This is a genomic window from Azospirillum sp. CT11-132 (assembly GCF_047302835.1).
GTDB lineage: Bacteria > Pseudomonadota > Alphaproteobacteria > Azospirillales > Azospirillaceae > Azospirillum.
Genome location: NZ_JBGLZA010000006.1, coordinates 200,001 through 213,852 on the forward strand (window position 1 = coordinate 200,001; position 13,852 = coordinate 213,852).

General features: G+C 66.0%; 9 protein-coding genes and 1 rRNA gene (1 of these 10 running past the window's edge). 1 reads left to right on the forward strand and 9 read right to left on the reverse strand.

Annotated elements, in window-relative coordinates; translation table 11 throughout:
* Window positions 1–2,359, forward strand: a 23S ribosomal RNA gene (locus tag ACCD06_RS24875) (it extends 388 nt beyond the left edge of the window).
* Window positions 2,360–2,507: 148 nt separating this feature from the next.
* Here ACCD06_RS24875 and ACCD06_RS24880 read toward each other — a convergent pair.
* From ACCD06_RS24880 to ACCD06_RS24920, 9 genes are all read right to left on the reverse strand, one after another.
* Window positions 2,508–3,614 (reverse strand): GNAT family N-acetyltransferase, encoded by a 1,107-nt coding sequence (locus tag ACCD06_RS24880; RefSeq protein WP_413344257.1) that lies wholly within the window; start codon window positions 3,612–3,614, stop codon window positions 2,508–2,510.
* Window positions 3,611–4,615 (reverse strand): NAD(+) synthase, encoded by a 1,005-nt coding sequence (nadE, locus tag ACCD06_RS24885; protein WP_136703776.1) that lies wholly within the window; start codon window positions 4,613–4,615, stop codon window positions 3,611–3,613. The genes ACCD06_RS24880 and nadE overlap by 4 nt, the downstream gene beginning before the upstream one ends.
* Window positions 4,616–4,670: 55 nt before the next feature.
* Window positions 4,671–6,737, reverse strand: coding sequence for an asparagine synthase (glutamine-hydrolyzing) (asnB, locus tag ACCD06_RS24890; protein WP_413344259.1), 2,067 nt, complete (start codon window positions 6,735–6,737; stop codon window positions 4,671–4,673).
* A 71-nt stretch (window positions 6,738–6,808) separates the two neighbouring features.
* Window positions 6,809–8,401, reverse strand: coding sequence for a class I adenylate-forming enzyme family protein (locus tag ACCD06_RS24895; RefSeq protein ID WP_109156399.1), 1,593 nt, complete (start codon window positions 8,399–8,401; stop codon window positions 6,809–6,811).
* A gap of 63 nt (window positions 8,402–8,464) precedes the next feature.
* Window positions 8,465–8,758: a phosphopantetheine-binding protein gene (locus ACCD06_RS24900; RefSeq protein ID WP_413344261.1), complete on the reverse strand. Its 294-nt coding sequence runs from the start codon at window positions 8,756–8,758 to the stop codon at window positions 8,465–8,467.
* Window positions 8,759–9,103: 345 nt separating this feature from the next.
* Window positions 9,104–10,033, reverse strand: coding sequence for a polysaccharide deacetylase family protein (locus ACCD06_RS24905; protein WP_109156400.1), 930 nt, complete (start codon window positions 10,031–10,033; stop codon window positions 9,104–9,106).
* Between the two features lie 78 nt (window positions 10,034–10,111).
* A complete protein-coding gene (locus tag ACCD06_RS24910) occupies window positions 10,112–11,281 on the reverse strand; it encodes a glycosyltransferase family 4 protein (RefSeq protein WP_211099761.1) in 1,170 nt (389 codons plus the stop codon).
* A 378-nt stretch (window positions 11,282–11,659) separates the two neighbouring features.
* Window positions 11,660–12,862, reverse strand: a complete 1,203-nt coding sequence (locus ACCD06_RS24915; protein ID WP_109156401.1) for a glycosyltransferase family 4 protein — start codon at window positions 12,860–12,862, stop codon at window positions 11,660–11,662.
* Between the two features lie 24 nt (window positions 12,863–12,886).
* Window positions 12,887–13,852 carry a glycosyltransferase family 2 protein gene (locus tag ACCD06_RS24920; protein ID WP_109156402.1) on the reverse strand — a complete coding sequence of 322 codons (966 nt, stop codon included), beginning with the start codon at window positions 13,850–13,852 and terminating at the stop codon, window positions 12,887–12,889.

Genomic DNA, 13,852 nt, shown 5'->3' on the forward strand with positions numbered 1-13,852 from the left:
TGGGGGGACCACCCTCCAAGCCTAAGTACTCCTCAGTGACCGATAGTGCACCAGTACCGTGAGGGAAAGGTGAAAAGCACCCCGACAAGGGGAGTGAAACAGTTCCTGAAACCGGATGCCTACAAGCAGTCGGAGCCTCTTCATGGGGTGACGGCGTACCTTTTGTATAATGGGTCAGCGACTTAGAGTATGCAGCGAGCTTAAGCCGGTAGGTGGAGGCGCAGCGAAAGCGAGTCTGAATAGGGCGACCGAGTTGCATGCTTTAGACCCGAAACCTGATGATCTAGCCATGGGCAGGTTGAAGGTGCGGTAACACGCACTGGAGGACCGAACTCACGCCTGTTGAAAAAGTCGGAGATGACCTGTGGCTAGGGGTGAAAGGCCAATCAAATCAGGAAATAGCTGGTTCTCCGCGAAAGCTATTTAGGTAGCGCGTCGGATATCACCTGCGGGGGTAGAGCACTGGATGGGCTAGGGGGGCGCGAGCCTTACCAAACCTAACCAAACTCCGAATACCGCAGAGTGCAGTCCGGCAGACAGACGGTGGGTGCTAAGGTCCATCGTCGAGAGGGAAACAGCCCAGACCGCCAGCTAAGGTCCCCAAATCACGGCTAAGTGGGAAAGGATGTGGGAAGGCCATGACAACCAGGAGGTTGGCTTAGAAGCAGCCATCCTTTAAAGAAAGCGTAATAGCTCACTGGTCTAGTTAAGCCGGCCTGCGCCGAAAATGTATCGGGGCTCAAGCCGTGTACCGAAGCTGCGGATGTGATCTTTCAGATCACGTGGTAGCGGAGCGTTCCGTAAGCCTGCGAAGGGTGTCCGTGAGGCCGCCTGGAGGTATCGGAAGTGAGAATGCTGACATGAGTAGCGACAAACAGTGTGAGAAACACTGTCGCCGAAAGTCCAAGGGTTCCTGCGCAAGGTTAATCCACGCAGGGTGAGCCGGCCCCTAAGGCGAGGCCGAAAGGCGTAGTCGATGGGAACCACGTTAATAGTCGTGGGCCTGGCGGAGGTGACGGATTGGAAAGCGTGTATGTCCTTATCGGATTGGACATGCTGTGGACCGGTTCCAGGAAACAGCCCCGCCGTATAGACCGTACCCCAAACCGACACAGGTGGACTGGTAGAGTATACCCAGGCGCTTGAGAGAATGGTGTTGAAGGAACTCGGCAAATTGCCCTCGTAACTTCGGAAGAAGAGGGCCCCGTTGTGGCGCAAGCCATGGCGGGGGGCACAGACCAGGGGGTAGCGACTGTTTACTAAAAACACAGGGCTCTGCGAAGCCACACAAGGCGACGTATAGGGTCTGACGCCTGCCCGGTGCCGGAAGGTTAAGAGGAGAGGTGCAAGCCTTGAATTGAAGCCCCGGTAAACGGCGGCCGTAACTATAACGGTCCTAAGGTAGCGAAATTCCTTGTCGGGTAAGTTCCGACCTGCACGAATGGCGTAACGACTTCCCCGCTGTCTCCAACACCAACTCAGCGAAATTGAACTCTCCGTGAAGATGCGGAGTTCCCGCGGTCAGACGGAAAGACCCCGTGCACCTTTACTACAGCTTTGCAGTGGTGCTAGGGACTTCATGTGTAGGATAGGTGGGAGGCTTGGAAGCATGGGCGCCAGCTCGTGTGGAGCCATCCTTGAAATACCACCCTTGAAGTCTCTGGCATCTAACCGTGGCCCGTGATCCGGGTCCGGGACCCTGCATGGCGGGTAGTTTGACTGGGGCGGTCGCCTCCCAAAGTGTAACGGAGGCGCGCGATGGTGGGCTCAGAGCGGTCGGAAATCGCTCGTCGAGTGCAATGGCATAAGCCCGCCTGACTGCAAGACTGACAAGTCGAGCAGAGACGAAAGTCGGCCATAGTGATCCGGTGGCTCCACGTGGACGGGCCATCGCTCAACGGATAAAAGGTACGCCGGGGATAACAGGCTGATGACTCCCAAGAGTCCATATCGACGGAGTCGTTTGGCACCTCGATGTCGGCTCATCACATCCTGGGGCTGGAGCAGGTCCCAAGGGTTCGGCTGTTCGCCGATTAAAGTGGTACGTGAGCTGGGTTTAGAACGTCGTGAGACAGTTCGGTCCCTATCTGCCGTGGGTGTCGGAGTTTTGCGAGGATCTGTCCCTAGTACGAGAGGACCGGGATGGACATACCTCTGGTGCACCGGTTGTCACGCCAGTGGCATGGCCGGGTAGCTAAGTATGGACGGGATAACCGCTGAAAGCATCTAAGCGGGAAACCCACCTCTAAACCAGAGCTCCCTTGAGAGCCGTGACAGACCATCACGTCGATAGGAGGCATGTGGACGGGCAGCAATGCTCGAAGCTAAGCCTTACTAATCGCTCGATCGGCTTGATCTCACCGGGCGCCATGCACAGCGGTAAGCCGCTTCATGGACGATCTGAAGACGCATCCCGTCACTTGAAACTCGATTTTATCGCGAACAGCGAAAAGGCCGCCTCCCATATGGGAAGGCGGCCTTTTCGCGTCTGGAGTGTCGGTTTTCGCCTACTCGCCCAAGCTCTTGAATCCCATGTCGCTGTCGGCGACGGTGACGAACCAGTTCTTCGCATCGCCGACCGTGCCGGCAAGCTCCGGCTGGTCGAGCGCCGGCCGCACCATCATCCGGGTCGGCGTGCGCAGGCCGTTCTTCAGGCACAGGAAGCCCATCATCGACAACGGCCGCGCCGCCTGGGCATTCAGCGTCCGGCACATCAGCGCAACCATGCCCTGCCGGCGCGCCAGCTCGGTCATCAGCGAGAAGGCCGCCACCAGCCAGCCCGGCCGGGCCAGATAATCGCAGACCACGCCGACCGGCTCGCCCTTCCAGTAGTCGACCCGCAGCACGACATAGGCCAGCACGGTCTCGCCCCGCATGACGTAGAAGCGGCGGAAGCGGTCGGCCTGCGGCGTGAGGTCGAAGCGCCAGTTCAGGAAGGCCCAGTCGCGCCGGGCGATCACCGGATGCTGCACCGAGGCCGCTTCCCACAGGTCGTCGACGCGGTAGTCGAAGCGGTCGATCTCCACCAGCCGGGCGCCGAGCAGCTTGGCCGACAGCCCGTAGCCCATGGAGGCGGCGGCCAGCGCCGGCTTGCCCACCCTGGCGACCAGCTTGGCCAAGCCCCCGCCATACGGGCTGACGCGCAGGCAGCGCAGCGGATCGATCACCCGCAGATAGGTCGGCACATTGCCGAGATCGAGCCAGCCGCCGCGCTTGTAGGACTTGTAGGCGGCCTCCGTCATCGACAGCGACACGGCGAGGTCGCCGGCCGCGGAGTGGGTCTCCGACAGGGCGGGACCGACGCCGCGCAGGCGCCATTCCGGGGCGACCATCAGGTCGATCGCCCAGGAAGCCCGCCGGTTGCGCTCGCCCACCTTCAGGGCGAAGGGGATGCCGCCCTGCTGGCCGACCACGGCGCCATTGCGCTTGCACAGCCAGAGCTGCGGTCCCTCATGCTCCCGCTCCGGCGGTTCCTCGAACAGCCAGTGGAAATGGTCGGGACAGAGCTGGATCGCCTCGGCACCGAAATGCGCGCGCTGGAAGCTTTCCAGTGCGGCATGGTCGCCCGGTTCATACCGGGCGACGCCACGTTGCTTCCAGTCGATGACGCTCATGCCTCATCCCCGACGGACACCGGCTGCACCAGATGGGCATCGCGCAGGATGCGGGCCGACGTGCGGCGCTTGGCGGTGATGTCCTTGTAGACGCGGTGGACCTGCGGAACGGTAAGGTTCAGCGCCGCCGCGGCCTCTTCTTCGCTGGCACCCCGACCATAGGCGCAGAGCGCCAGGTCCAGCTTGTCGTAGGGCAGCGCGTAGTAGAACTCCTCCTGCGACTGCGGCAGGGTGTAGGTGTCGGTGCTGGGCGACTGCGCCTGGATCTCTGCCGGCAGGCCGAGATAGGCCGCCATCTGGTAGACCTGCGACTTGTACAGGTGGGCGATCGGCTTCAGGTCGGCCAGACCGTCACCGCCACGCACGAAGAAGCCCAACTCGTACTCCAACCGGTTCGGCGTGCCGAGCACGGCGTAGTTCAGGCGGTCGGCGTGGGTGTATTCCACCGTCTTGCGGATGCGCTGCTTCAGGTTGGTGGCGGCGACGACGTCGAGATAGACGTCCACCGGCATGCGGCTGGTCTGGCGCTCGCCCTCCGGCGATTCGACGGTCAGGGTGAAGTAGTTGACGCGGTCGGCGTCCAGCAGGTTGCCGGCCAGACCGATCTTCTGCTTCCAGCCCGGGCCGAATTCCGGGAACAGCCGGCGGATGGCGTTGTCGCGCCGTTCGTAGCAGCCCAGCGCCTCCAGCGGGCCGGTGATGTTCTCCATCGCCGGGGTGACGCCGAGATGCTCGCAGAGCAGGGTGCCGAGGCGGGTGCTCTTCGGCGAATTTTCCTTTTCCGGCATCAGGATGCACTGCACGCGCTCCGGCCCCAGGGCGCGGACGGCCAGCGTGGCGCAGACCGAGCTGTCGATGCCGCCGGACACGCCGAGCACGATGCCCTGGCGGCGCAGATCATGGGCGACGATGCGTTGGATGGCGTCTTCGATCTCGCGCGCCGCGGACGCGCAATCCAGATCGAGGGCCTTGGAGTCGAACGAGGACAGGGCGTTCAGCATGGTCACGGTTCCCGATGGGGGTTGATGCATCGTCGGTCGGAAAGAATCGCGGCAGTCAGGCCGCGGTGGGCTGGGCAATGGGCTGTGGTGTGGCGGTCCGGGCGTCGCCGGTCCGGTCCCCCAACGTTTGGTCCTCCAGCACGTGAATTTCGGCACGATCCAGGGCGGCCCGCTGGTCGCGGATGCGCTGGGGCAATTCGTCGTGGACGTAGTGGGCGAGGATCTGCAGGGTCAGCGTGCCGACAAGCGCCATCTCCTCCCGCTCGCCGGCCATGCGGCCGTTCTGGCGGTGGGCCTTGTCGGCCAGCGCCGAGACGGCGTCGATGTCGGTCAGCCCGTAGCAGGTGAGCGCTTCCGGCGACAGCAGGTCGCGGACATAGTCCGGGGCGTCGTCGCCAAACAGGGCTGTGGTCATCGGTGCGCGATAGGGCCGCTTCGGCCGCTGGAAGATCTCGGCCGGCAGATGGCGGGCGGCCAGCCGGCGCAGGGCCAGCTTGTCGCGCAGGCCCAGCATCTTCACCCGGTCCGGCAGTGCGGCGCAGAGGTCGTCCACCGCCGGGTCTAGGAAGGGATAGCGGACCTCGATGCTGTTGGCCATGGCGACCCGGTCACCCTGGGCCGACAGCAGATAGGGGGTCATGAAGGTGGCGATCTCCGCCCACTGGCTGCGCGCCAGCGGCGACCAGCGCGACCAGCCGTCCGGCAGATGGGCCGCCACATGCGCCTCGAAGGCCGCATCGTCGGCGGTCGCCTGGACATCGGCCGACAGCAGGCGCTGCGACCATGCGGTGTTCCGCCAGCGGGTGCGGTGGGCGTAGAAGGTCTCGTCGGTGTCCAACATCCCGCGCTTGAAGAAGGCCTGCCACAGCGGGCTGTCCTTCTGGCCGTTGACGGCGGCGAAGGGATGGACGCGGCCCAGCAGCTTTGGCCGCGCTTTGCTGTCGGGCTGGCGCGCCCAGAAGCGGCGGACCTTGTCTTCCTTGAAGATGTCGTAGCCGGCCAGCCACTCGTCGGCACCCTCGCCGGACAGCACGACGCGGATGCCGCTCTCGCGCACCAGACGCGACAGCAGGAACAGCGGGGCGGGAGCGGTGCGGACCAGCGGCGCCTCGCCGTGGCGGATGACGTCGGGCAGGGCTGCCTGGATGTCCTGCGGGCTGCACAGGATGTCGTGATGGTCGGTCCCGACATGGCCGGCGACCAGCCGCTGCTGCGGCGTCTCGTCGAACCCGGCGTCGGTGAAGCGGACGCCGAAGCTGTGCATGTGGGTGGTGTCGAGCTTGCGGGCCAACGCGGCGATCACCGAGCTGTCGAGCCCGCCGCTGATGTAGACGCCGACCGGCACGTCGGCGCGCAGCCGCAGGCGGATGGCGTCGAGCAGTTTCTCCTCCAGCCGGTCGGCAGCCTCGTCCAGCGACAGGTTGGCCAGCGCCGGGTCGGTGCCGAAATCGGGCTGCCAGTAGCGGTCGACATGCAGCGCCAGCGTCGAGTCGACGCGGATGGCGGTGGCCGCCGGCACGCTCTCCACCCCGGCGAAGACGCTGCCGTGCGGCGCGGTGCTCCAGTGGGTGAAGACCTGGGCGAGGCTGGCCGGATCGAAGGCAGGCGTCACCCGGCCGCCGCCGAACAGGGATTTGGCCTCCGACGCGAAGACCAGATGGTCACCGCGGCGGGCGTAGAACAGCGGCAGGATGCCGAGCCGGTCGCGGACCAGCCACAGTTCGCGCCGGGTGGTGTCCCACAGGCAGATGGCAAACTGGCCGTTCAGCTTGGCCCAGGTGGCGGGGCCGTATTCCTCGAAGGCGTGGACGATCACCTCGGTGTCGGTCTGGGTGTAGAAGCGGTGGCCGCGCGCCTCCAACTCCCGCCGCAGTTCGACATGGTTGAAGATCTCACCGTTGAAGCTGATCCAGAGGGTGCGGTCCTCATTGTGGATCGGCTGGAAGCCGCCGGCCAGACCGACGATGCTGAGCCGTGCATGGGCGAGCCCGATCCGGTCGTCACGGTAGAAGCCGTAACCGTCCGGGCCGCGGTGCCCCAGCATGGCGATCATGCGCTTCAGCTCGTCCAGACCGGCCGGTTCGGCACGCGATCCTGCGAGAACTCCGGCGACACCACACATGAGCGTGCTCTCTGTCCTGGGGTGGGTGTTCTGGTGGTGGTGTTCGGGGGTGGGAAGGCTTTGCCCCCTCCCTAACCCTCCCCCGCTGCGCGGGACAGGGGACTGCTGCTGCTGTCGGACGCGCGGACCTCCTCCACCAACTCTGCTCGCCGGATCTTCCCGGAGTCGGTCTTGGGCAGGCTGTCGCGGAACTCGATGAATTTCGGGACGAGGTGGCTCTCCAACCGGCCGCGGCAATGCTGCCGGATGGCCGCCTCGGAGATGGCAGCACCCTCGCGGGGAACGAGGAACGCCTTGACCGCCAAGCCGTCGGCCTCGTCGGGGACGCCGATGACGCAGGCCTCCAGCACGCCGTCCAACTCGTACAGCGCGTTCTCGACCTCCTTGGGGCTGACCTTCTCGCCGCGGCACTTGAACACGTCGTCCTTGCGGCTGACGAAGTACAGGTGCCCCTCTGCATCCTGGGTGAACAGGTCGCCGGTGAACAGCAGGGTCTCGCCTTGCGGACCACGACGCAGGCGCCGGGCGGTTTCCTCCGGCCGGTTCCAATAGCCGCGCATCACGTTGGCGCCGCGTACCACCAACTCGCCCACCTGGCCGGGGGGAAGGCGGTTGCCCTCCTCGTCGGCGACGAAGGCTTCGCAATTCGGGATGGAACGGCCCACCGAGGTCGGCTTCAGGTCCAGATCGGCGGGGTCGAGCGTGCTGATGCGGGTGCAGCACTCGGTCATGCCGTACATGGAATGGAAGACGGCATGCGGGAAGCGCTCGCGCAGCCGGCGGAGATGAGCGGCCGGCAGCGGGGCGGCGGCGTTGGTCAGATAGCGCAGGCTGTCGAGGTCGGCGGTCTTCGCCGCCTCCAGCCCCAGCAGGGTGGAGAAGACGGTCGGGACGCCGGGCAGGCCGGTGACCCGGTGCTGCACCATGCGTTTCAGCGTCTCCATCGGGAAGGCGAAGGAGCGCTCCAGCACCAGGGTGAAGCCGACGCGGGCGCCGGTCAGCACCTGGGACAGGCCGTAACCGAAGGTCAGCGGCAGCACGCACATCACCACGTCGTCGGGGGTGTTCCCCAGATAGGTCGAAATCGACCAACTGGTGTTGACGTAGTTGGCGTGCGTCAGCATCACGCCCTTCGGCCGGCCGGTGGTGCCGGACGTGTACATGATCGCCGCCAGATCCTGGTCGATCAGACCGGGGTCGACCGGCTGGCGATGCGGAGCAGCCAGGGCATCGGCATAGAGCAGACCGGTGGCACCGCCGGGCAGCCCGGCGCCGACCCACAGAACCGCCGGCGGCGTTTCCACCGCCTCCAGCGCCGGCAGGACCTGCCGGGCCAGCGCCGCCGGGGCAATCAGGACCCGGACGCCGGCATCGGCCAGCAGGTAGGTCAGCTTGTCGGCCTTGGTCGAGGGGTTGACGGGCACGAACACGCCGCCGGCCTTCAGCGTGCCGAACAGGCCGGCGACATATTCGATCGAGTTCTCCAGCATCACCGCCACGCGGTCGCCGCGGGCGATCCCGGCCGACTGGAGCGCACAGGCGACGGCGTCGCTCTCGCGGTCCAGCTCGGCGAAGCTGCGGCGGACATCCCCGGCGATCAGCGCGGTGCGGGAGGGATCCCGCCCGGCCGTCTCGCTGAGGTACTGGTGAACCAGATGGGCCATGGAACTGTCCTTCTTGCCGTCGCCCGTCTTATGGCCGTATCCGCCGTCGCTGGTCCCGCAGGATCAGGCGGCGTTGCGGAGTTCCTGCTTGCGGTCGACGAAGCTGGCGATGCGGTCGACAGACTCCAGGTTGTCGGCGATCATGTCGTCATCGTCGACCGCGATGCCGAAGCGCTCTTCCAGGAAGGCGACGACGTGCATGATGCCGGTGCTGTCGATGATCCCCGACTCCAGCAGGGATTCGCTGTTGTCGAAGCCGGAGTCCTTGCCGAGCAGGAAATTCTCCACGATGAAGGCGCGGATTTCCGGCAGGGTGGGAGCGGTCAGGGTCGTGTCGGTCAGGGTGGCGGTCCGCATGTCTCTGAAAACTCCTGCTGGGTTCGGTCGACGTGGGTTCGGTCGAAACGATGTCTAACGAGGTCTGTCGAAATGGGGTCGGCGTGAACGGGGCCGGGTGGCTCGCGGGGACGATCTCAGGGGTATGGGGGCGTGGGTCCGGCCATCCCTTGTCATGTGTCCCGCGGTGGATCGGCTCCTTGTTTTCGCATTCGCGTGATATGCAATTTTATTGTGATGGAGGCGGTGGTTTGCGAGGGCTCAAAGGATAGGAGTGGATTGAAGTCTGTGGTTAGCCACTCTGTTGTCCGGTAATAGGGCTTGTCGCTTGCCTCTAGACATTAGGCTTGGCGCGGCCGGTCGCGGTCATACGCCCGCCGACTTGGGTTTTGCCATCGAGCCTGCCCATTCGGGCGTCACCCCGCCGGCCGGGCTGTCGGCGGCGGCCTTGCGCTTGCGCAGCCAGGCCGGGATGCCGGTCAACTGGACGCTGAGCCAGTCCACCGTCGCGTCGTCGGACACCGGGAAAGCCTTCAGGCGCAGCGGGTCGGTGGAGGCGTCGTTCCAGCCGGGGTCGATGGTGCGGGCGGTGCGGTATCCGGCACGCCGGATCTCCTCCACCTCGCGGTCGCTGAAATCGCCGTTGGGGAAGGCGAAATGGCGACAGGGCCGGCCCAGCGCCTCCTCCAGTTCGCTGCGGCACAGCGCGATCTCGTCGGCACAGCGGCCGTCGTCGCATTGCAGCAGGATCGGGTGGGTGCGGGTGTGGGCACCGTAATCGGCGACATCGGTCATCCGCGCGATCTCGTCCCAGGTCATCGCCTGACGGTCGGCACCGTCGCTGTCGGGATCGTCGCCGGCCTCCGCCAGCAGGCGGCGGCGTTCGGGATCGGGCACCCGCTTCAGCCGCTCCACCCCGATGCCGTCGGCGGCGGCGGTCTTCCACCAATAGGGGCGGGCGGTGCCGACGATCTGGCTGCAGAGATAGATCGTCGGCCGCAAATCGAACTCGCGGAACAAGGACGCCAGCGCCGTGTTGTTCCGATGCCCGTCGTCGAAGGTGATGACCAGCGGATAGGCCGGCAGCTTGTCCCAGCGGCCGGTTTCCATCGCGGTGGCCACGGCATCCAGCGTGGTGAAGCCGTAATGCTTGGTGTACCAGCGCAGATGCTCGCGCAGCACCTCAGGGGCCGGGTCGTGGTAGACGACGATGGTGACGGCGTGCCGCGCCTTCAGGAAACGCTGCATCGCACCGAATCCCGACCAGCGCACCAGATTGGCAATGGCGTTTTTCATGGTGCCCCCTCCTTCATGTCGATGCTCCCGGTCCCGGCCGCGAGCGGTCCGAACCGGAAGCGGCCTGCCGTGTCCGCGTCAGCCAGTCGTGCTTTTCGTATGGCCCGCCGGTCCGGAGGCCGGCACCGGTCCGGCGGGAACGGCAGGCTTCGTGGTCAGGTTGCCGCGGGCGTTGCGGCGGTAGATCTCCAGCAGACGTTCGCGGAAGACGGCGACGTCGAACTGGCGCTCCCACCGTGCGCGGGCGCCGGCGCTCAGATTGCGGCGCAGGTTGCGGTCGTCGATCACGCGGGCCAGCGTGTCGGCCAGCGCGGCGACATCGCCCGGCGGCACCAGCAGCCCGGTCTCGCCGTCGGCGATGGCGTCCGGAACGCTGCCGACCGGGGTGGCGACGATGGTCAGTCCCTCCGCCATCGCCTCCAGCACCGACATCGGCAGTCCTTCGAACATCGAGGGCTGGACCAGAACATGGGCGTTGGCCAGCTCGCGCCGGCAGCCGGCCTGATCGAGCCAGCCGGTGAAGCGTACGCGGTCGGCGATGCCGAGATCCGTGGCGAGGCCGCGGTAGGTCTCCAGATCGCCGTCGCCGGCGATGGTGACCTGCCAGTTCCGGTCGCGGCAGGCGGGGGAGGCGAGCGCGTTCAGCAGGACATCGATGCCCTTCAGCTTGATCAGCCGGCCGAGGAACAGCAGGCGCACCGGACCGGCGAAGCCTTCCTCCGCATCGTCGCGCACCGGCGGGGAGACCGGACCGGGCACGGCGTTGTGCAGCAGGGTGGTGCGCTGCCGCGTCTCCGGCCCGAAGGCCTCCGCCACCCAGTCGCGCCAGAATTCGCCCAGAACGACGATCTCGCTGGTCATCGCCATCATGCGGCGGATCGCCCAGCGCATCAGCGGGCTGCTGTCCTTGAAGTGTTTCGGGAAGCGTCCGCCATGCAGGTGCAGGACGACCGGCACGCCGAAGCTGCGGGCCATGGCGATCAGGATGCCCTTGCGCAGGACACTGCCATATTCCGCCATATGGATGTGGACGAGGTCGGCCTTGCCGGCGGCGAAGCAGCCGGCGAGACGGGCGGTCGCCCGTGCGAAATAGAGGGGCATCAGGTGGAATTTGCCGGGACCGTAGCTGTCGACCACCTCGAACTTCACGTCCGGGCAATTCTGCCTCAGGTCGGTCGTGAAGTTGTCGACCACACGTCCCATTCCGCCTTTCTCCTGCGTGCCGCCGGGGGAGACGATATAGATCATGTCCGCTCCTGATCCTTTCCCTGCCCGCCGTTCCTGCGTTGCGCCCCGGCTTTTACCGTGTGACGACCGTCCTTCGACGGCTGCGGCGGGCTTGTTATGCTTTTGGCGTCGGTCCCTTATCGGCTCGTTCTTCATGCCGTACAGGGAGACGCGTGGTGATGCGGCCGGTCGACCGCCGCCGTCTGGATCATGCCGCTGCCGAAGGCCGGGCGACGTCCACGAGCAAGTTTACGCGATACGTCACCCGCACGCTGTGGAGCGACCGAACGGGTTGGCTTGCCGGTATGGTTACCCAACCTGTGCATGTACACCTTCCTTACGGTCATACCCGCCATGATTGTTTTCCAGACCGATCATCGAGGTGGCCATGACTTTGGATCATCGCCGTTTGGAGGCGGTGGCGGCCGATCCGGCCAGCTTGTCCAGCTCCCCCGACAACTCGGCGCCGCTGCGGTCCAACTCCTGGTAGATCGCCAGCAGGGACTTGGCGTAGGCGTCGATGACGAACTGCTTCAGGAACAGGCGCCGGCCGTTTTCCGCAAGGCGGCGGTAGAGAGCCGGGTCGTGACCGACCTGTATGACGGCATCGGCCAGCGCCTGCGGATCGTTCACCGGGATGATCCGGGCGGTCTCACCGTCGGTCAGCACCTCCGGGATCGAGCCGACCGGCGTGGTGATGACCGGCAGTTGCGCCGACAGCGCCTCCAGGATCACCATCGGCAGCCCTTCATGGGTGGAGGGCAGCAGCAGCATGTCGTGCGAACGGATGTGCGCATGCGCCTCCTCCCGGCCGATCCAGCCCAGGAAGCTGCAGTTCTCCGCGATCCCCAGTTCGGCCGCCATCGCGCGATAGCCGTCGACGTCGCCGCCGCCGCCGATGGTGATCCGGAAGGGCTGTCCGCGCTCCTTCAGCAGCGCGCCGGCGCGCAGCAGCGTGCCGATGCCCTTGCGCTCCGACAGGTTCGCGAGCACCAGCAGGGACAGGACGGCGCCCGGCTCCGGCGGCGCGGGCGGGCCGAGGTCGGCGCCGACATCGGGCACGGCGTTGTAGAGCACCCGGATCTTGTGGGGGTCGGTGTGGACCGACTGGACCAGGAAATCGCGCCAATTGTCGCCCAGCACCACCACCCGGCCGCAGCGGTTGAACAGCCAGCGGCTGATGGCGCGGGCGAAGATGCCGCCCTCGAAGAATTCGACGAAGGACGCGCCGTGCAGGTGGACCACCGTCGGGCAGGACATCAGCCCCGCCACCGCCTGGACCGCCGCCTTGCGCAGGAAGCTCGCCCGCTCGGACACGTTGATGTGCACGACGGAGGCTTTGCGACGCGCCAGGATCCAGGCCATGCGCGTCAGGGTCATGCCGAGATATAAGGGTGACAGCAGAACGCTACCGGTGCCGCGTGTATCGAGGATGATGGATCGGGTCGTGCCCGACTTGTCGAACTGGTCGACCACGTAACCCGTCATGCGGCCGATGCCGCCGCCGCCGTCGAGTGCACCCGGCGTCGCGAACACGATCGCGATCCGGTGGGATGCATCCGGCAGGCTTGCGGGGATACGGCTGTCGTTTGTGCTGTCCATAAGCGTCTGGGTCCTTTTTCGTGCTCAGGCGGCGTCGGACGCGGAGAACAAGGCTTGCCGCAGGCGGCGGCGCAGACCGACCGGCATCAGCGAATGCATGGTGAAGGTGGCGAGCGCCATCGGCGTCGGCTGCCCGTCGCGCAGCGCGGAATTCAGGATGCGCCAGCGCGTGCCGGCGGTCCGGGCCGCCTGCTCGCCGCCGGTCGCCTGCAGCAGCAGGCTGGCATAGGCGCGCGGCGACAGGTGGTCGCGCATCGACTCCGCCCATTCCAGGGCGTGGTTGATGTTGTGGCAGGTCGAAAGCGTGACGCGGTTGTTCTCGGTGTAATGGACGGCCATCACCTCGGGGATGTGGACCAGGGCCACGCCGTCGATCCGGCCGCAGGTGATCAGCCATTCCCAGTCGTCGAACCGGGATTCGGGAATGGGGTTGCGCAGCAGCAGCGCCTTGGGCGCCAGCAGCGTCGTGGTGGGGGCGAAGGTCTCGCCCTTGAACAGGCCGCGGCGGACGAACAGGTAATCGCCGATGGCATCGGCCGGGGTGGCGAGCCGCCGCGGCCAGGCGAAGGTGCCGCGGGCGGTCACCACCTGGCAGCGGCAGCTGACGATGGGAAGGCGGATGCCGGCCGGGCGGGCGGCCATCTGCAGCGCCACCTTTTCCGGCATCCAATGGTCGTCGTCGTCGAGGAAGGCGATCCAGTCGCCCTGCGCGCTGCGCACCCCGATGTTGCGCGCCTCCGCGGCGCCGTGGTTCGTCTCGAGCTCCATCACGGTCAGCCGTGGATCGGCCAGCGTCGCCAGATGGGAGGCGGTGGCCGGATCCGGCCCGTCGATCACCACGACGACGTCCAGGTCCCGATAGGTCTGGTCGAGAGCGCTGCGCACCGCCCGCATCACCATGTCCGGGCGATTGCGGGTGGGGATCACGACGGTAACCTTTTCATTGCTCGCCGGGTGGTAACTGTTCGCCGGTTCTTTCTTCGGGCTCAT

Excerpts from the sequence above, each read along its gene's own strand:
- ACCD06_RS24880 (WP_413344257.1), bottom strand. The coding sequence starts at position 3,614 with ATGAGCGTCATCGACTGGAAGCAACGTGGCGTCGCCCGGTATGAACCG.
- nadE (WP_136703776.1), bottom strand. The coding sequence starts at position 4,615 with ATGCTGAACGCCCTGTCCTCGTTCGACTCCAAGGCCCTCGATCTGGAT.
- asnB (WP_413344259.1), bottom strand. The coding sequence starts at position 6,737 with ATGTGTGGTGTCGCCGGAGTTCTCGCAGGATCGCGTGCCGAACCGGCC.
- ACCD06_RS24895 (WP_109156399.1), bottom strand. The coding sequence starts at position 8,401 with ATGGCCCATCTGGTTCACCAGTACCTCAGCGAGACGGCCGGGCGGGAT.
- ACCD06_RS24900 (WP_413344261.1), bottom strand. The coding sequence starts at position 8,758 with ATGCGGACCGCCACCCTGACCGACACGACCCTGACCGCTCCCACCCTG.
- ACCD06_RS24905 (WP_109156400.1), bottom strand. The coding sequence starts at position 10,033 with ATGAAAAACGCCATTGCCAATCTGGTGCGCTGGTCGGGATTCGGTGCG.
- ACCD06_RS24910 (WP_211099761.1), bottom strand. The coding sequence starts at position 11,281 with ATGATCTATATCGTCTCCCCCGGCGGCACGCAGGAGAAAGGCGGAATG.
- ACCD06_RS24915 (WP_109156401.1), bottom strand. The coding sequence starts at position 12,862 with ATGGACAGCACAAACGACAGCCGTATCCCCGCAAGCCTGCCGGATGCA.
- ACCD06_RS24920 (WP_109156402.1), bottom strand. The coding sequence starts at position 13,852 with ATGAGCCCGAAGAAAGAACCGGCGAACAGTTACCACCCGGCGAGCAAT.